General features: G+C 59.5%; 16 protein-coding genes. 15 read left to right on the top strand and 1 reads right to left on the bottom strand.

All coding sequences use genetic code 11. The features are described 5' to 3' along the window. The first annotated feature begins 5 nt into the window (after positions 1 to 5). The 9 genes from murD to lpxC all read left to right on the top strand — a co-directional run bounded on the left by murD (position 6) and on the right by lpxC (position 10,521). Positions 6 to 1,346 carry a UDP-N-acetylmuramoyl-L-alanine--D-glutamate ligase gene (murD, locus tag BM035_RS03770; RefSeq protein ID WP_092030363.1) on the top strand — a complete coding sequence of 447 codons (1,341 nt, stop codon included), beginning with the start codon at positions 6 to 8 and terminating at the stop codon, positions 1,344 to 1,346. Next, the gene (ftsW, locus tag BM035_RS03765) at positions 1,346 to 2,545 is read left to right on the top strand and encodes a putative lipid II flippase FtsW (RefSeq protein WP_053114557.1); all 1,200 of its coding nucleotides are present in this window, start codon (positions 1,346 to 1,348) and stop codon (positions 2,543 to 2,545) included. Before murD ends, ftsW begins: the two co-directional genes overlap by 1 nt. Next, positions 2,538 to 3,623, top strand: coding sequence for an undecaprenyldiphospho-muramoylpentapeptide beta-N-acetylglucosaminyltransferase (murG, locus tag BM035_RS03760; RefSeq protein WP_092030361.1), 1,086 nt, complete (start codon positions 2,538 to 2,540; stop codon positions 3,621 to 3,623). Before ftsW ends, murG begins: the two co-directional genes overlap by 8 nt. Beyond that, positions 3,616 to 5,061 (top strand): UDP-N-acetylmuramate--L-alanine ligase, encoded by a 1,446-nt coding sequence (gene murC / locus BM035_RS03755; RefSeq protein ID WP_053114559.1) that lies wholly within the window; start codon positions 3,616 to 3,618, stop codon positions 5,059 to 5,061. Before murG ends, murC begins: the two co-directional genes overlap by 8 nt. A 1-nt stretch (position 5,062) precedes the next feature. Continuing rightward, positions 5,063 to 6,034 carry a D-alanine--D-alanine ligase gene (locus tag BM035_RS03750; RefSeq protein WP_175497334.1) on the top strand — a complete coding sequence of 324 codons (972 nt, stop codon included), beginning with the start codon at positions 5,063 to 5,065 and terminating at the stop codon, positions 6,032 to 6,034. Further along, positions 6,027 to 6,866 (top strand): cell division protein FtsQ/DivIB, encoded by an 840-nt coding sequence (locus BM035_RS03745; protein ID WP_092030358.1) that lies wholly within the window; start codon positions 6,027 to 6,029, stop codon positions 6,864 to 6,866. The genes BM035_RS03750 and BM035_RS03745 overlap by 8 nt, the downstream gene beginning before the upstream one ends. Before the next feature lie 36 nt (positions 6,867 to 6,902). Then, the gene (gene ftsA / locus BM035_RS03740; protein ID WP_008176504.1) at positions 6,903 to 8,138 is read left to right on the top strand and encodes a cell division protein FtsA; all 1,236 of its coding nucleotides are present in this window, start codon (positions 6,903 to 6,905) and stop codon (positions 8,136 to 8,138) included. Positions 8,139 to 8,236: 98 nt separating this feature from the next. Beyond that, positions 8,237 to 9,394, top strand: coding sequence for a cell division protein FtsZ (gene ftsZ, locus BM035_RS03730; protein WP_008176500.1), 1,158 nt, complete (start codon positions 8,237 to 8,239; stop codon positions 9,392 to 9,394). A 212-nt stretch (positions 9,395 to 9,606) separates the two neighbouring features. Then, entirely contained in the window at positions 9,607 to 10,521 is a 915-nt protein-coding gene (gene lpxC / locus BM035_RS03725) for a UDP-3-O-acyl-N-acetylglucosamine deacetylase (RefSeq protein WP_008176497.1), read from the top strand. 11 nt (positions 10,522 to 10,532) lie between these two features. On the opposite strand, the gene BM035_RS03720 is transcribed toward lpxC, so the two are convergent. Further along, positions 10,533 to 10,979, bottom strand: coding sequence for a DUF721 domain-containing protein (locus BM035_RS03720; RefSeq protein ID WP_008176496.1), 447 nt, complete (start codon positions 10,977 to 10,979; stop codon positions 10,533 to 10,535). Between the two features lie 215 nt (positions 10,980 to 11,194). On the opposite strand from BM035_RS03720, the gene BM035_RS03715 reads away from it, so the two are divergent. The 6 genes from BM035_RS03715 to ribA all read left to right on the top strand — a co-directional run bounded on the left by BM035_RS03715 (position 11,195) and on the right by ribA (position 18,709). Then, positions 11,195 to 12,148, top strand: coding sequence for a M23 family metallopeptidase (locus tag BM035_RS03715; RefSeq protein ID WP_092030357.1), 954 nt, complete (start codon positions 11,195 to 11,197; stop codon positions 12,146 to 12,148). A gap of 184 nt (positions 12,149 to 12,332) precedes the next feature. Continuing rightward, on the top strand, positions 12,333 to 15,071 hold the full coding sequence (gene secA / locus BM035_RS03710) for a preprotein translocase subunit SecA (RefSeq protein WP_008176491.1): 2,739 nt from the start codon (positions 12,333 to 12,335) through the stop codon (positions 15,069 to 15,071). A 127-nt stretch (positions 15,072 to 15,198) separates the two neighbouring features. Further along, a complete protein-coding gene (gene argJ / locus BM035_RS03705) occupies positions 15,199 to 16,416 on the top strand; it encodes a bifunctional glutamate N-acetyltransferase/amino-acid acetyltransferase ArgJ (RefSeq protein WP_092030355.1) in 1,218 nt (405 codons plus the stop codon). 2 nt (positions 16,417 to 16,418) lie between these two features. Further along, on the top strand, positions 16,419 to 17,390 hold the full coding sequence (locus BM035_RS03700) for a Nudix family hydrolase (RefSeq protein ID WP_092030353.1): 972 nt from the start codon (positions 16,419 to 16,421) through the stop codon (positions 17,388 to 17,390). A gap of 87 nt (positions 17,391 to 17,477) precedes the next feature. Next, on the top strand, positions 17,478 to 17,960 hold the full coding sequence (gene moaC / locus BM035_RS03695) for a cyclic pyranopterin monophosphate synthase MoaC (protein ID WP_008176486.1): 483 nt from the start codon (positions 17,478 to 17,480) through the stop codon (positions 17,958 to 17,960). A gap of 134 nt (positions 17,961 to 18,094) precedes the next feature. Continuing rightward, positions 18,095 to 18,709, top strand: coding sequence for a GTP cyclohydrolase II (gene ribA / locus BM035_RS03690; RefSeq protein ID WP_008176485.1), 615 nt, complete (start codon positions 18,095 to 18,097; stop codon positions 18,707 to 18,709). The last annotated feature ends 12 nt before the right edge of the window (positions 18,710 to 18,721 follow it).

Below are 18,721 nucleotides of genomic sequence, written 5' to 3'. Positions count from 1 at the left end.
CAACTATGAGTGTCATTGTTTCGGATCGTCGCACACTGGTCGTAGGGCTCGGTAAAACCGGGCTTTCCTGCGTGCGCTACCTGTCCGAACAGGGGCGGGACGTTGCTGTGGCCGATAGCCGCACGGCTCCTCCGGGTCTTGATCAGCTGAAGGCCGGTTGGCCGGATATTCCGGTACACCTCGGGACCTTTGACGCAGAGCTGTTTGCCGGTTTCAACGAACTGGTGGTCAGCCCGGGAATCAGCATTGCCGAACCAGCCATTGCAGCTGCCGCCCGCCAGGGAGCAAGAATCCGGGGTGACATTGATCTGTTCGCCGAGGCTGCCGATGCGCCGATCGTCGCGATCACTGGCTCCAATGGCAAAACCACCGTCACCACACTGGTGGGTGAGATGGCCAGAGCGGCGGGCCGGAACGTCGCCGTTGGCGGCAATATCGGTACCCCGGCCCTTGATCTTCTTGGCCAGGGCGCAGACCTGTATGTGCTCGAGCTTTCGAGTTTCCAGCTTGAGACCACGGACGAGCTGAACGCCCTTGCGGCAACGGTGCTCAACCTCAGTGACGACCACATGGACCGTTACCCCAACAAGATGGCGTATTTCCAGGCCAAGCAGCGGATATTCCGGGGTTGCAAGAACGCCATTGTCAATCTGGACGATGCCCTGAGCACCCCCATGGCAAGGGACAACCTGAGGTTCCTGTGTTTCGGCTTCCATCGGGTGAATCCCGAGACGTTCAGCATACGGGACGATGACCAGGGCACCTGGATTACCTTCGGGTTCGATAACCTCTTGCTGGCCAGCGAGTTGAAGCTGATGGGGCATCACAACATCAGCAACGTGATGGCTGCTCTGGCACTGGGCCATGCCGCCGGGCTGCCCATGGATGTGATGCTCAGGGTAGCGCGGGAATTTCCGGGGCTGCCGCATCGCTGTGAATTCGTGCGCCGGCTGAACGATGTGGACTTCATCAACGATTCCAAGGGAACCAATGTCGGCGCCACGGTAGCCGCTATTGAAAGCCTCGCCCCGGACAAAGGCAAAGTGGTGCTGATTGCCGGTGGTGATGGCAAAGGGGCTGATTTTACCGCCCTGGAAGCGCCCATTGCCCTGCATTGCCGGGTCGTGCTGCTGATCGGACGTGATGCGCCGGCCATCGCCGATGTGCTGGGCAGCGGTATTCCCGTGCACCGGGTAGGTAGCCTTGCCGAGGCGGTTTCCCGCTCCGCCGAACTGGCCATGCCCGGAGACCGGGTGTTGCTCTCGCCGGCTTGCGCCAGCTTTGACATGTTCCGCGACTATCTTGATCGCGGTGACCAGTTCCGTTCTCTGGTGGAGGCCCTGTGATGCACGCAGATCTTCCACTCCAGAACCGGAACCCGTGGCTGGGCGAGATACAACCCCTGCCGATGTTGGTGATCAGCTCCGTGGCATTGCTGGTGATGGGCGTGGTCATGATTTCCTCGGCGTCCATGGATATGGCTGCCGAAACCATGGGTAACAGCTACCACTATGTGATCCGTCAGCTGATGTTTGCCGGTCTTGGTTGCCTGCTGGCCCTGGTAGCGGTGAATGTGCCAGTGGCCTGGTGGGAGCGCAGCGGCTGGCTGCTGCTGGGCATCGGTCTGTTGGTCCTGGTTCTGGTGTTGACGCCCCTGGGCCGTACCGTGAACGGCTCCACCCGCTGGATTCCGTTCGGCCTGTTCAACGTCCAGGTCTCGGAAGTGGCGAAACTCTGCCTGATTGCCTACCTGGCCGGCTACGTGGTCCGTCGCCGGGATGAACTGCTCAATACCTGGCTTGGTTTCCTGAAGCCGTTGGTCGTCCTCGGTTTGGCATCGGTTCTGCTGGTTATTCAGCCGGACTTCGGTGCCACTGTGGTGTTGGTGACGGCAGCGGCGGGGATGATTTTCCTGAGCGGTGTCCGGCTGAGCCGGTTCGTGCCCCTGATCGGCACGCTGGTGGTCCTGGGTGCCATTCTGATCGTTACCCAGCCTTACCGTCTGAAACGGGTTGTCAGCTATCTCGATCCCTGGAAAGACCAGTTCGACAGCGGTTACCAGTTGACCCAGTCCCTGATTGCCTTCGGTCGCGGAGACTGGGGTGGTGTCGGCCTGGGTAACTCCATCCAGAAGCTGTTCTATCTGCCGGAGGCCCACACCGACTTTATCTTCGCCATTATCGCTGAGGAATTCGGTCTCCTGGGATCCTTGCTGGTACTCAGTCTGTTCACCCTGCTGGTGGTGACCGGATTCGTCATTGCCCGCCGGGCCGAGAAGGCGGACATGCCGTTCGGCGCCTGTTTTGCCTATGGGCTGACCCTGCTGATTGGCCTGCAGGCAGGCATCAACATGGCGGTTAGCACCGGGCTTCTGCCCACCAAGGGGCTGACTCTGCCGCTGGTGAGCTACGGTGGATCCAGTCTGATGATTACCTGTATCTGCATTGGCGTTCTTGCCCGTGTGGAAATGGAGCGCCTGGATCAGGAAAAGCTGGCCCGAGAGAAGACCGGTCCGAAGACGCGGGGAGGTGCGGTGTATGACTGAACAGCGTCGCTTCCTGATGATGGCCGGCGGTACCGGCGGGCACGTGTTCCCGGCCCTGGCAACGGCTCGGGCGCTTGAGGCTCGTGGCCACCAGGTGTACTGGCTCGGAGCCAGTGGCGGAATGGAACAGAGGCTGATCGGCGAAACCGATATCCCGCTGTCACTGATTCATATTTCCGGTTTGCGGGGCAAGGGTAAGCTCGCTCTCTTGCTGGCGCCGTTCCGGCTGATGCGGGCGCTGGGTGAAGCCTTCACCATCCTGCGCCGGGTTCGCCCGGATTGCGTTGTAGGCATGGGCGGATTTGTTACCGGGCCCGGTGGTGTTGCCGCCTGGCTGAACCGTACGCCGCTGGTGATTCATGAACAGAACGCCATCGCCGGAATGACCAACCGCATCCTGGTCAGGTTTGCAGAAACCGTGCTGGAGGCTTTTCCGGGTAGCTTCGGGCCGAAAGTGGTTACCCGCTGTACCGGCAATCCGGTGCGGGAAGACCTCGCGGCCTTGCCTGTTCCGGAAAGGCGCCTGGCGGACCGTGAAGGTGCTCTCAGATTGCTGGTGATCGGCGGCAGTCTCGGCGCGCAGGTCTTTAATGAGCAGCTCCCCGAGGCGCTGGCGATGTTGCCGGAAGGTGACCGGCCCGTGGTCCGCCACCAGTGTGGTGAGCGCCATGCCGAGGCGGCGAAGCAGGCCTATGAGGAGCATGGCGTGGAGGCGGCCGTTGAGCCGTTCATCAAGGACATGGCCGAGGCCTATCAGTGGGCCGACCTGGTGCTGTGCCGGGCAGGCGCGTTGACCGTTTCGGAATTGTGCGCCGCGGGTATCGGCGCTGTCCTGGTGCCTTTTCCCCACGCCGTGGATGATCACCAGACGAAAAACGGGCAACAAATGGTGTCGGCGAAGGCAGCCATTCTGATTCCACAGGCAAAAATGACCCCGGCGGTGCTTGCGGAAACCCTGGGTGATCTGGCCCGGAATCGTGACCGGGTAAACGAAATGGCGAAGGCCGCCCGAACATTGGCCCGCCCTGATGCAACGGAGAGAGTCGTGAATTACTGTCTGGAGGCCGCCAATGGCTGATGCAAATAATCCGCCCCTGGTCTATCAGGTGCCTGAAATGCGCCGGATCCGTCACATCCACTTTGTGGGGATTGGTGGTGCGGGGATGAGCGGCATCGCCGAGGTTCTCAAGAATCAGGGCTACGACGTTTCCGGATCGGATCTGAAAGAAGGGGCGGTTACCGATCGTCTCAAGGGTATGGGCGTAGAAGTGCAGATCGGTCACCGGGAAGAGAACAGCGCCAGTGCCGATGTGGTTGTGGTGTCTTCAGCGGTGTCTGCGGAAAACCCGGAAGTCGTGGCGGCCCGCAGTCGTCGGGTGCCGATCGTGCCCAGGGCAGAAATGCTCGCGGAAATCATGCGCTATCGCCACGGCATCGCCGTCGCTGGAACCCATGGCAAGACCACAACCACCAGCCTGATCGCATCCATTCTGGGTGAGGCGGGCCTGGACCCGACTTTCGTGATTGGCGGCAAGCTGAACAGCGCCGGCACCAACGCTCAGTTGGGCGGTTCCCGCTATCTGGTGGCGGAGGCAGACGAGAGTGATGCGTCCTTCCTGCATCTGACGCCGGTGATTTCAGTGGTAACCAACATCGAAGCGGACCATATGGATACCTATGGCGGCGATGTCGAGAAGCTGAAGCAGACCTTTGTGGACTTTCTGCACAACCTGCCGTTTTACGGTGTTGCGGTGATGTGCGTCGATGACGGTTACGTTCAGGAGATCATCCCCCGGATATCCCGCGCCATCATCACCTACGGAATTGACAACCCGGAGGCGGATTACCGGGCCGAGAGCATCAATTCCGACGGTTTGCGGACCCACTTTGTGGTGAAGCGTCCGGCCGGGCGCAGCGACCTCGCGGTCGAGCTGAAAATGCCGGGCCGTCATAACGTGCTGAACGCGCTGGCGGCCATAGCCGTGGCCACAGACGAAGGCGTCGCCGATGATGCAATCTGCCGCGGGCTGGCCGGATTTGCCGGTGTCGGTCGCCGGTTCCAGGTCTACGGCGATTACCAGACCCCCAAGGGCACGGTCACCCTGGTGGACGATTACGGTCACCACCCGACGGAGGTAGAGGCTGTTATCCGGGCTGCACATGATGCCTGGCCCGATCGGCGTCTGGTCATGCTTTACCAGCCGCACCGCTTTACGCGGACCCGCGACCTTTATGAAGACTTTGTCCGGGTGCTTTCGGAAGTGGATGGCCTGCTTTTAATGGACGTGTATTCCGCCGGCGAACCGGCGATTCCGGGGGCCGATGGTCGGGCCCTGTGCCGCAGTATTCGCCAGCGGGGGCAGGTGGAACCGGTATTTGTTGAGGACAACCTGGAAATCGAGTCCCTGCTGGCCAATGTGCTGCAGGACGGTGATCTGCTGATAACCCAGGGCGCCGGCGATATTGGCGGCGTGGCAGCGCGGCTGGCAGCCGCGGGAGTGATAGCTGGTGAGTGACATGCATCATGGGGAACCACAGGCTTATCAGGCCGAACCGGAGCTCGTTCGGTCGCTCGGTCGGGTGGCCGTGTTCATGGGTGGAGATTCCGCTGAAAGGGAAGTGTCCCTGAAAAGCGGCAAGGCGGTACTGGCGGCGCTGGTGTCAGCCGGCGTGGATGCGTTTGCCGTGGACGTCCGCGGCTGCCTGCTGAGAACCGTCGACAACCCTGATTTTGACCGGGTGTTCATCGCGCTGCATGGTCGTGGAGGCGAGGACGGTACCTTGCAGGCCATCCTTTCGCAGGCCGGTATTCCCTACACCGGCAGCGATGTGCTGGCCTCGGCACTGGCCATGGACAAGCTGAGAACCAAGTACGTGTTCGAAGGCTGTGGCCTGCCAACGCCGAAGTTCCGCACCATGTCCGGAGCAGATCAGGCCGAACAGATCATTGGTGAACTGCGGGCGCCCTTGAGTGTGAAACCTTCCCGGGAAGGCTCCAGCATCGGCATCCGCAAGGTACACACGGCGGCCGAACTGGCTGACGCCTACGAAGCCGCCGCCGCGCTGGACAATCTGGTGCTGGTGGAGGAGTGGATCGAAGGGCCGGAGTTCACCGTCAGTCTGTTGCAGGATCGGGCGCTTCCGGCCATTGGCCTGAGCGCAAGCACCGAGCACGTTTTTTACGATTACGAGGCCAAGTACCTGGCAGACGATACCCGGTATCGCATTCCCTGTGGTCTGGCGCCTCAAGACGAAGTCCGTCTTCAGCACCTGGCACTGGAGGCCTTCCGGGTTGTTGGCTGTCGGACCTGGGGCCGGGTCGACATCATGCAGGACAGCGACGGCAAGTTCTGGCTGCTGGAGGTCAATACCGTGCCCGGTATGACCGACCACAGTCTTGTGCCCATGGCTGCGAAGGCCGCAGGCATCAGCTTCGAAGAGCTGGTGGTCCGGATACTGAAAGACAGTCTGGAGGACGCCAATGCTTGAAACACTGCTGATCCGGAGCCGGGCGACTCCGTCCGAGCCCCCGCGACGCCGGGGGGCAACGTCCCTCGGTCCCGAGCGGGACCGGTTTGGCGTGTTGAAGGGTGTGCTGGCAGCTGTACCCTGGCTCCAGGTGGGCATGGGCGCGGTGATTGTGCTGTTGGCTGCACTGGTGCCTTGGGGCACTGGCAAGGTGTTGGGTGCTATGGATCAGCAGATCCTTGCCGTCGATGTGAAAGGAGAATTTGTGGGCGATAGCCGGGTCGCCATTGAGCGCGCCGCTGGCGACTGGATCGGCAAAAGCTATTTCGCCACGGATCTTTCGGAAATCAAAGACAGCCTGGAGCGTCGGCCCTGGGTTGAGTCCGCGGCGGTGCGTCGGGTATGGCCGGATCGCCTGGTGATCGATATCAGGGAGAAGAAGCCCCTGGCTTACTGGACCGATGGACGTCTCGTAAGCCGCACCGGTGAGCTGTTCGCGCCGGCGAATCCCGAAGTTGCGGGGCGGTTGCCGCGACTCGCAGGGCCGGATGAAAGGGTGCGGGATGTGATCGATATGGCGCGGGACATGAGCGACAAGCTGGTCGCCCGAGGGCTTGGATTTTCAGGCCTGACGCTGGAACACCGGGGTGCGTGGACCCTGCAGCTGGCCAACGGCATCGAGGTGGTGCTTGGCCGCGATCAGGTGGCGCAACGGTTTGATCGGTTTATCACGGTTTATGAAAACCGACTGGCAGCAAGGTCGGAAGAAGTCAGTCGGGTAGATGCCCGCTACACCAACGGTGTGGCGGTCAAGTGGAAGGCTGTCGAGACAGCCTCCAGCCCAAAATCATAGCAACGGTTAATTCAGACCTACGGTTTGGTGGAACACATGTCATCGGTTGAAACGGAAAACATGATTGTCGGCCTCGATATCGGAACCTCGAAGGTGGTTGCGATTGTCGGCAAGCGCAAGATGGACGGCACCATCGAAGTGGTGGGCATTGGTTCCCATCCTTCCCGGGGCCTCAAGCGTGGAGTGGTGGTGAATATTGAAACCACCGTCCAGGCAATTCAGCGCGCGGTGGAAGAGGCGGAATTGATGGCCGGGTGCCGCATTCACTCGGTGTATGCGGGTATTGCCGGCAGCCACATCAAGAGCCTGAATTCCCACGGTATTGTTGCAATCCGTGACCGTGAGGTCACCCAGGCCGACATAGACCGGGTCATTGACGCCGCCCAGGCGGTTGCGATTCCTGCAGACCAGAAGATTCTCCATATTCTGCCCCAGGAGTTCGTGATCGACAGCCAGGAAGGCATCAAGGAACCCATGGGCATGTCCGGTGTGCGCCTGGAAGCAAAGGTTCATCTGGTGACCTGTGCGGTCAATGCTGCCCAGAACATAGAGAAATGCGTGAAGCGCTGCGGGCTTGAGGTGGATGACATCATCCTGGAGCAGCTGGCATCCAGCCACGCCATTCTCACCGAGGATGAGAAAGAGCTGGGTGTCTGCGTGGTGGATATCGGTGGTGGCACCACGGATATTGCGGTGTTTACCGGCGGTGCTATCCGGCACACGGCGGTGATTCCGATCGCCGGCGACCAGGTGACCAACGACATTGCCATGGCGCTGCGCACACCGACCCAGAATGCTGAAGAAATCAAGATCAAGTATGCCTGTGCACTGACCCAGCTGGCCGGTGCGGATGAAACCATCAAGGTGCCCAGTGTTGGCGATCGCGCGCCGCGCGATCTGTCCAGGCAGGCCCTGGCCGAGGTGGTGGAACCGCGCTACGAGGAGCTGTTCACCCTGGTTCAGTCAGAGTTGCGCCGGTCCGGATTTGAAGACCTCATTCCGGCAGGCATCGTGATAACCGGCGGTTCCTCCACCATGGAAGGCGTGGTGGAGCTGGCCGAAGAGATCTTCCACATGCCGGTAAGGCTGGCCTGTCCGCAGGCGGTTTCCGGCATGACGGAGGTAGTCAACAATCCGATCTACGCCACTGGCGTTGGGTTGTTGATTCATGGTTTCCGCCAGATGGATCTGGGGCGGGCACCGGTGCTCAAGGGTGAAGATGCACCCTCGCTGTTTGAGCGCATGAAAGCCTGGTTCACCGGTCATTTCTGACGGGGCCGGGCGGGTAGTACACGAAGGTATCTCGAAAACACAATCTCGAACAAACAGCCCGGAACAAGGGCTGAAAACAGCACGAAGGAGTAGGGGAAATGTTTGAACTCGTCGATAATGTCCAGCAAAACGCTGTCATTAAAGTCGTCGGTGTAGGCGGTGGTGGCGGCAACGCCGTTCGCCATATGCTTAACAGCGACATCGAAGGTGTGGAATTCATCTGCGCCAACACGGACGCCCAGGCGCTGACCGATATGGACGCGCGTCAGATCATCCAGCTCGGTGGCAACATCACCAAGGGGCTGGGTGCCGGCGCCAATCCGGAAGTCGGTCGCCAGTCTGCCCTGGAAGACCGCGATCGTATCGCCGAAGCCATCAAGGGCGCGGATATGGTCTTCATTACCGCGGGCATGGGCGGTGGTACCGGTACCGGTGCCGCGCCGATCGTAGCGGAAGTAGCCCGCGAACTGGGCATCCTGACCGTTGCCGTGGTCACCAAGCCTTTCATGTTCGAAGGCGGCAAGCGCATGAGCGTTGCTGAATCCGGTCTGAAAGAGCTGGAAGAAAGCGTTGATTCCCTGATTACCATTCCCAATGAAAAGCTGCTGGCGGTCATGGGCAAGAAAACCAGCCTGCTGGACGCATTTGCCGCAGCTAACGATGTGCTTCTGGGCGCAGTTCAGGGTATCGCTGATCTGATTACCCGCAACGGTATGATCAACGTCGACTTCGCCGACGTGAAGACGGTCATGTCCGAGATGGGTATGGCGATGATGGGCACCGCCCGTGCCACGGGTGAAAATCGTGCGCGGGAAGCCGCCGAAGCGGCCGTTCGTAGCCCGCTGCTCGAAGACATCAACCTGCAGGGTGCCAAGGGTATTCTGGTCAACATTACCGCGGGCATGGATCTCAACCTGGGCGAATTCTCCGAGGTTGGCGACATTGTGCGTGAGTTTGCTTCTGACTCTGCCACCGTTGTTGTCGGTACCGTTATTGATCCGGAAATGACCGACGAACTGAAGGTAACGGTTGTTGCGACCGGCCTAGGTGGTGATCGTGAGAAGCCGACCAAGGTGGTGGACAATACCCGCACTCTGGATGGAAAAACCGATTACAACCAGCTGGATCGTCCCGCTGTTCTGCGTCGCCGGGCCGTTTCCCATGGAAACGTGGCTATCGACCAGAGCAAGGATAGCGAGGAGCAGGGTGTCGACTATCTCGATATTCCCGCATTCCTCCGTCGGCAGGCTGACTGATAATCTGGTGCAATTGTGATCCGGTTGTGGTTCTTGTGCGAAACATGGAACCCGGTATCCGGTAAATACGTGCACTGATTGCCATGGGTTGGATGCTGGATGAACATTCAGCAACAACGGATTGGTTAAATGGTATTCAGTCTTATTTTCTGATATTCTCCGGGCAGATTTTTGCCTAGAATATCGCCTTTTTGTGACGGAATTATGTACCGATGATCAGACAACGGACACTTAAAAACACCATCCGTGCCACCGGTGTTGGCTTGCACTCGGGTGAGAAGGTCTACCTGACCCTCAAGCCTGCCCCGGTGGACTCCGGTATCATCTTCCGCCGTACCGATCTTGACCCGATGGTTGAGATTCGTGCCTGCGCGGAGAATGTAGGTGAGACCATGCTGTCCACGACGCTGGTAAAAAACGGTGTCCGTGTGGCGACTGTGGAGCATTTGCTCTCGGCCATGGCTGGTCTCGGGATTGATAACTGTTTCGTCGAACTAAGTGCCGCGGAAGTGCCCATCATGGACGGCTCTGCCGGTCCTTTTGTGTTCCTTCTGCAGTCCGCCGGCATTGCCGAGCAGGATGCAGCCAAGCGTTTCATCCGCATCAAGCGTGAGGTAACGGTTGAGGAAGGCGACAAGAAGGCCACCCTGCTGCCTTTCGAAGGCTTCAAGGTGAGCTTCGGTATCGACTTTGATCACCCCGTGTTCAAGGGCCGCGCCCAGACAGCAACCGTCGATTTTTCCAGCACCTCCTTTGTCAAGGAAGTGAGTCGCGCTCGGACTTTCGGGTTCATGCGTGACATCGAAAAATTGCGTGCCATGAACCTTGCTCTCGGCGGCAGTGTGGACAACGCCATCGTTGTTGATGACTACAAGATCCTCAACGAAGACGGTCTGCGCTATGACGACGAATTTGTGAAGCACAAGCTGCTTGATGCCATCGGCGATCTCTATCAGTTGGGCAACAGCCTGATTGGTGAGTTCCGGGGGATCAAATCCGGCCACGATCTGAACAATAAACTGTTGCGCAAGCTCAGGGCAGAAGAGGATGCCTGGGAAGTGGTTACCTTTGATGACGAGGCCACTGCCCCGATTTCCTACATGAAGCCTGTGCTGGCGGCGGGCTGAAGCAGGACGCTTTAATCCCGGACGTGGCTAGCGAGTTTTTCGAGAACCTCGCGTAATGCTTTATCCTTCGTGTGCCCGGCCTCCTCTTTGAGGAGCCGGGCATTTTCTTTGCTCAAGGGTTCTTTTTTGAACACCGGTTTTTCCCGAAATCTGGGCGGTGCAACCTTGACCTTCAGTTTCCAGACGAACCGGAACAGTTCGTTCTCTCGCAGCTTTTCCATGATTTCGTGCTGGCGGAACCGGATCTGACTGGCTTTACCCGCGGTTTCCGTGGTCAGGACCAGCTCTCCGTCCTTGCAGCTGACAAAGCGTGTCCCGTTGACCAGCTCACTCGGCAGGGCGGCCAGGACTTCTCCTTCCGCCTGTCGATGGAGCTCGGCCTTTGCCACAAGATCCTTCAGTACCGGGGTTCTGCCAAGCTTGTCGAAGGTCATTTTTTGCTCGCTTTTGCGTTTCATGGCGGCGTTTTTACTCGACGGCTGCGTTTACGATTGGTTACACTTCGGCACGGTTTATGCGTAGTGCCTGTATTACACTCGTTTTACATTGTGATAAATGAGTATGTCTACCGGGCGCTGCAATTTTTTCAGTATGTAGCTGTTGCCAAAGGATGGCAGACCCCCTTCGGATTTTTCCGGGGCGCAACACTACAGGATGCGGTTGCGGCTCAACGATGAAACCAGATGATGATATGAACATTATTCTCGTTGGCAAACGCCACGGAAAGTCCCGTGCGCTGTCGATCAACAGCACGCTTGCTGCCGGCTTGCTGTTCCTCGTGCTCTCCCTGCTGGTCGCGGCCGGCTGGGCAGGGTATCAAATGGCTGTGCAGCAAGTAGAGGCCAGAGAGCCCACCAACTCCGAGCTGGTCGCCGAGTGGAAGCAGAAGCTGGCAGACCAGAAGGCAGAACTGGCCAGTATCGAGGAGAACGTCCAGCAACAGGTGGATGCGCTGACTCTTCGTCTCGGCGAGATTCAGGGCCGTCTCCTGCGGCTGGATGCGCTGGGCCAGCGGTTTGTTGAATCCGGCCTGGTAGCCAGTGACGAATTCAACTTCGATCAGCCGGCTGCAGTCGGCGGGCCAGAAGATGCCTTGTCCGGGGATTCCTTCTCCGCACCTGAGCTGACCCGGATGATTGAGGAAATGGAATGGCGAATCGAAGACCGCGAGCAGCAACTGCGGTTGCTCGACCAGCTGGCCTCCAGCAAGCGGCTCGAAGATGAGCTGTACCTGGAAGGCCGTCCGATCACCTGGGGCTGGCTGTCTTCGAAGTACGGTTACCGGTCCGATCCGTTTACCGGCAAGCGGACCTGGCATGCCGGTGTTGATCTGGCCGGCAAGGATGGCAGTGACATTATTTCGGTCGCCGGCGGTGTCGTTACCTATGCCGGAGAGCGCTATGGCTACGGTAACCTCGTGGAAGTCGACCATGGTGATGGTCTGATAACCCGCTATGCCCACTGCAAGACTATCAAGGTGAAGGTGGGCGATGTTGTCCAGAAAGGCCAGGTAGTCGCGCTGATGGGCAGCACAGGGCGTTCCACCGGGCCTCACGTGCACTTTGAAGTCATCCGGAATGGCAAGTCTGAAAACCCGGAAACCTACATCAAGCGGGCGAGCCGCTAATTCGGTTCCGGCCCGCAAGCCGTTGTCAGTACTTTCCCGCCAGTCGGCCTCCGGCCAGTTTTTATCCGTGAATCCGGTGCCTCATCAGCGACTTATTGCGCCTGTGTGAGGCCTACCTTTTGTCCTGTTACAAAATAAGGTTAGAATGCCGGCTTCCTCCGTTTAATCAAAGAAGCAGTGGTCTATGTTCACAAAGCTTGCAACCAAGATGTTCGGCAGTAAAAACGCCAGAGAAATCAAGAGAATGCGCAAGACGGTCATGCGCATTAACGAGCTTGAAGAGCAATATGGCAATCTGTCCGACTCCGAGTTGCAGGGTAAGACCGCGGAGTTTCGTCGTCGGATCGACGAAGGCGAATCCCTGGATGCGCTTCTTGCGGAAGCCTTCGCAACCGTGCGTGAAGCGGGCCGCCGGGTTATGGGCATGCGTCATTACGACGTCCAGCTGATCGGTGGTATCACCCTGCACGAAGGCCGGATCGCGGAAATGAAGACCGGTGAGGGCAAGACGCTGGTTGCTACCGCTTCCGTGTACCTCAACGCGTTGTCCGGCAAGGGTGTCCACGTGGTTACCGTGAACGATTACCTGGCCCGTCGTGATGCCGACTGGATGGGCAAGCTCTATCGGTTCCTGGGCATGCAGGTGGGTGTCGTGGCCTCGGGCCAGCCAGCGGAGGAAAAGCGGGCAGCCTACCAGGCCGATATTACCTACGGTACCAACAACGAATTCGGCTTCGACTACCTGCGCGACAACATGGCGTTCAGTACCGAAGACAAGGTCCAGCGCGGGCTGAACTATGCGATCGTGGACGAGGTGGACTCCATCCTGATCGACGAAGCCAGAACGCCGCTGATTATCTCCGGGGCAGCCGAGGACAGTTCAAAGCTGTACCAGGCCATCAATGAACTGATCCCCAACCTCGAAAAGGGCGAAGTGCCTGAGGAAGGAGAGCCGACCGGTGACTTCACCATCGATGAGAAATCCCGCCAGGTCGAGCTGACAGAGAGCGGTCACGAGAAGGTTGAAGAGCTGCTGCTTGAGCGTGGCCTTCTGAAGGAAGGTGAAAGCCTCTATTCCGCCGCCAACCTCAGCCTGTTGCACCATGTGCACTCGGCATTGCGGGCCCACCACCTGTTCCAGAAAGACGTGGATTATATCGTCCAGGGCGGCCAGGTGGTCATCGTCGACGAGCATACCGGTCGTACCATGCCGGGTCGTCGCTGGAGTGAAGGTCTGCACCAGGCCGTTGAGGCCAAAGAGGGCGTCAAGATTCAGGCCGAAAGCCAGACGCTGGCATCGACCACCTTCCAGAATTATTTCCGGCTGTACGACAAACTGGCCGGCATGACCGGTACGGCAGATACCGAAGCCTTCGAGTTTCGCCAGATCTACGGCCTCGATGTGGTGGTCATTCCTCCCAACAAACCGATCCAGCGGACCGATTACAACGACCTGGTCTACCTGACCCAGGAAGAGAAATTCCACGCCATTATTGACGAGATCAAGGATGTCACTGCCGAAGGACGTCCGATTCTCGTCGGTACCGCCTCCATCGAGGCCTCCGAACTGCTCTCCATGCTGCTCAAGAAGGCGCGGATCGAACACAAGATCCTGAACGCCAAGCAGCACGAATCCGAAGCCCATATCATTGCCCAGGCGGGCCGCCCCGGGGCGGTCACCATCGCCACCAACATGGCCGGCCGTGGTACCGATATCGTGCTGGGCGGTAACTGGGAACACGAAGTTGCCGCCATGGACAATCCCTCAGAAGAGGAGATTGCCCGGGCCAAGGCCGAGTGGACCGAGCGTCACAATCAGGTGCTGGAGGCCGGCGGTCTGCACATCATTGGTACCGAGCGTCACGAATCCCGTCGAATTGACAACCAGCTTCGCGGTCGTGCCGGGCGTCAGGGTGATCCTGGCTCCTCAAGGTTCTTCCTGTCTCTGGAAGACAACCTCATGCGCATCTTTGCCCCAGACCGGGTGAAGAGCCTGATGCAGGCCATGGGCATGAAGAAGGGGGAGGCCATCGAGCACCGGATGGTGACCAACGCGATCGAGAAATCCCAGCGCAAGGTGGAAGGTCGCAACTTCGACATGCGTAAGACCCTGCTGGAATACGATGACGTGGCCAACGACCAGCGCACGGTTATCTACGACCAGCGCAACGAAGTCATGTCTTCCGACGACATTTCGGACATGGTGACGACCATTCGGGAAGACGTTGTCGACTCGCTGATCAGTGAATACATTCCGCCCCAGAGTATGCCGGAACAATGGGACGTCGCCGGGCTGGAAGCACAGCTCCAGTCGGAGATGGCGATTGATCTGCCGGTTCAGAAGTGGCTGGAAGAAGACAACAAGCTGTACGAAGAAAACCTGCGCCAGAAGATTCTCGACGAGATCGTGGCTGCCTACCAGGCCAAGGAAGAGATTGCCGGTTCCGAGGCCATGCGCAAGTTCGAGAAGCAGGTGTTCCTGCAGGTGCTCGATACCCTCTGGAAAGAGCATCTTTCCAACATGGACCATCTGCGCCGTGGTATCCATCTGCGGGGTTATGCCCAGAAGAACCCCAAGCAGGAGTACAAGCGCGAGGCGTTCAACCTGTTTGAAACCATGCTTGATACCATGAAGCGGGATGTTACCCGGGTACTTTGCCACGTGCGTGTCCAGAGCCGTGAGGAGATGGAAGAAGTCGAGCGCCGTCGCAAACAGGAGCTGGAAGAAGAGCTCGCAAAGGCCCGTCTGCGCCACGACGAAACCAGCGCCACGGCCCAGAGCCAGGGTGAGGGTGAGGCTGACGAAGCCCGGCAGTCGACTCCGGAAACCTTCGTTCGACAGGAGCGCAAGGTGGGTCGAAACGAACCCTGCCCCTGCGGGTCCGGCAAGAAGTACAAGCAGTGTCATGGCAAGGTCAGCTGATTCAGAGCACTGACCGCACCATCGGAACCCGCACTCTGCCAGCCACAACTGGTGGGATGCGGGTTTTTTCGTTTTCAGCGGGTCGTGTGTTACCTCGAACGCACCCCCAGACAAGAGGAGTGGCAGAATGGCGGTAGGTCCGGGAACCTTACCTGAGTTTTATCCGGTAGCCGGAATCAAGGTCGGCATAGCCAGTGCCGGTATAAAGAAGCCGGGACGTAAGGACGTGGTTGTTTTCGAGCTGGCCCCGGAAAGCCGGGTTGCCGGTATCTTCACGAAAAACCAGTTCTGTGCAGCGCCGGTTACCCTCAGCCGCCGGCATCTGGCCGAGACCTCGCCCCGGTACCTCTTGATCAACACGGGCAATGCCAACGCCGGTACGGGTGAGCAAGGTATGCGGGATGCTATGGCCTGTTGCCAGGCCCTGGCAAAGCAGGCGGGCGTCACGGAAGCCGAAATTCTGCCGTTTTCCACGGGGGTGATTGGCGAGCCGTTGCCGGTCCAGAAGATCGTTGGCGCGCTTCCGGAGGCTTTGGCGAACACTGCAGAGAATCGCTGGGCTGAAGCGGCCAGTGGCATCATGACCACGGACACCCGCCCCAAGGGCGCTTCCTGTCAGATTGAGCTGGATGGTCACACGTTAACCATCTCGGGCATCAGCAAGGGTGCGGGCATGATTCGTCCCAACATGGCGACGATGCTCGGTTTTATTGCCACCGATGCCCGGATTGCGCCGGAACTGCTGCAGACACTTGCCTCAGAACTGGGCGAGAAGTCCTTCAACCGCATCACTATCGATGGCGACACCTCCACTAATGACGCCTGCATGCTGATGGCCAGCGGCCAGTATTCCGGCCCCGAGATTACGGCCTCCAGCGCGGCGCTGCCGAAGCTGCGGGAGGCCTTGCAGGCAATCTATCTGGAACTGGCCCACGCCATTGTCCGCGACGGCGAAGGAGCAACCAAGTTTGTCACCATCGACGTCAGCGGAGCGGCCGGTCAGCAGGAGGCTCTGGACGTTGCCTATACCGTGGCGCATTCGCCGTTGGTCAAGACCGCACTGTTCGCCTCGGACCCCAATTGGGGCCGGATTCTGGCGGCGGTGGGTCGCGCCGGTGTCGAAGGACTGGACCTCAATGCCCTTGAAATCTATCTGGGCGATGTCTGCCTGGTCGGCAACGGTGGCCGGGCCGAGGACTACTCGGAAGCCCGCGGGCAGGCCGTGATGGACCGGGAAGAGATCACCATTGCCATCGACCTCAAGCGGGGTGATGTAAGGGAAACGGTGTGGACCTGTGATTTCTCCCACGATTACGTGACTATCAACGCCGAGTATCGTACCTGAGCATGTCTGCCAGAGAGACGCCGGTCAAAGAGGTTCATGTTGCCGTGGCGGTCATCGTCCGTCATGGCCGGGTGCTGATTGCCCGACGGCCAGACCACGTCCACCAGGGAGGCTTACTGGAGTTTCCCGGTGGCAAGGTGGAGCCTGGCGAGACGGTTCAGGCGGCGCTTGTGCGCGAAATTGCCGAGGAAACCGGTCTTCACGTGCCGGCGGGTTCCCTGGAGCCTGTTATCGGTATTCGGCACGATTATGGCGACAAGCGGGTTTTCCTGGACGTCTGGGAAACCAGCGCTGCCGAGGGCGAGGCAAGGGGATGTGAGGGGCAGCCCGTTGAATGGCTGACCCCGGAGCAGCTTCGGGATGAGGATTTCCCCGCCGCCAACCGGCCGATCATTCGCGCTCTGCGTCTACCCCGGCAGTTGGCAATTACCGGTTCCGAGAATGGTCTGGAGCCAGGCCTTGCGCACCTGCAGGAGGGTCTGAGCGCGGCTCGACCACCGCTGGTACTGCTCCGGGCTCCGGCGTTGAGTCCGCTGGCCTATCGGGAGTTGGCGGCGAACGCGTTGCCGGTTTGTGAAAAGGCCGGAGCTGCCCTGATTGTACACGGTGGACCGGAGGTATTCCGCGCCATACCCTGCGCCCATGGGCTGCACCTGCCCTGGCGCGAGGCGGCCAAGCTCTCGGCGAGACCGGTTCCGGAAGATGTCTGGTTGGGGGTTTCCTGCCACGACAGGCAGGAGATCGATCATGCGACGGCTATCGGAGCGGACTACGTGACCCTGGGGCCAGTCCAGCCGACCGAAAGCCATCCGGGTGCGCCGACCCTGGGATGGTCGGTCTTTGCCGACCTGGTGTCGGGAGCGGTGCTTCCGGTATTTGCCCTGGGCGGTTTGTCGCCCGGCGATCTCCGCGAGGCTCGCCAGCGGGGCGGTCAGGGCATCGCCGGAATCCGCTTCTGGTGGCCGCAAAGCTGATACTTGTCAGCGACGCCGTGGCCATGTCTGTTATGCTGTCGTTCCTGCATTTTTCACCATCTTGCACAACCGATTCCGGGAGAGACCGTGAGTAAACTGACCCATCTCGACGACAAGGGCGAAGCCCGCATGGTGGACGTGACCGACAAGGCGGCCACCGAACGCGAGGCCCGCGCTGAAGCTACCATCCGCATGGCGCCGGAAACCCTGAACATGATTATTGAGGGTGAGCATCCCAAAGGGGATGTCCTGGCTGTTGCCCGCATCGCCGGTATCATGGCCGCAAAGAAAACCCATGATCTGATTCCCTTGTGTCATGCGCTGAACCTGACGTCTGTGAAAGTTGAACTGACTCCGGGCGACGACGGGGCATCTGTACATATTCTGACCCGCTGCAAACTTTCCGGCCAGACCGGTGTCGAGATGGAGGCGTTAACCGCGGCAAGCGTGGCGGCACTGACGCTGTACGACATGTGCAAGGCGGTCGATCGTGGCATGGAGATTGATTCCGTGCGTCTGCTGGAGAAGAAAGGCGGCCGCAGTGGCCACTGGGTCGCCGATAAAGCCTGATCTGGCGGACCGCCGCGCTCGTAAGTGTTGGTTACCAAGACCACTCCGGAGGAGCGACAGTGCCGAGACTACGCCAAGCGGGCGGGCCCGTGATAGAATGCGCGGCCCGATTGACTGAACCACGAGGAAACACTGTGGCTGTTCGTTACATCCAGACCTGCCGGTTGCCGACCCCGTTCGGGGTATTTGATATGCACGGCTTTGAAGAACCGGACACCGGAAAGGAACACGTTGCCCTGACTCTCGGCGACCTGGATAGCGACGAACCCATGCTGGCCCGCACGCATTCCGAATGTCTGACCGGCGACGCCCTTTATAGCATGCGGTGTGATTGCGGCTACCAGCTGGAGGAGGCGCTGCGCAGCATTGCCCGGGAAGGTCGGGGTATCCTCATGTATCTGCGTCAGGAGGGTCGGGGAATCGGCCTGTTGAACAAGATCCGGGCCTACCATCTGCAGGATCAGGGCGCTGATACGGTAGAGGCCAATGAGCGCTTGGGTTTCGCGGCCGATCTTCGTGACTACAGCATGTGCAAGGACATGCTGGAGCATCTCGGTATCAGGAGCCTGAGGCTGATGACCAATAATCCCCGCAAGGTCAAAGCGCTCTCCTCCTACGGCATCGACATTACGGAAAGGGTACCTCTGCACGTGGGCCGCAATCCGCACAATGAACACTACCTCGATACAAAGCAGAGCAAGCTCGGCCACTGGCTGGAGACCCATCAGGACGACGATCCCGAAATCTGAGCTGGATTTGTC

Origin of the sequence: Marinobacter sp. DSM 26671, assembly GCF_900112835.1 — a bacterium.
In the GTDB taxonomy this organism is placed as follows: Bacteria; Pseudomonadota; Gammaproteobacteria; order Pseudomonadales; family Oleiphilaceae; genus Marinobacter; species Marinobacter flavimaris.
This window is presented reverse-complemented; position numbering and strand designations above follow the sequence as displayed.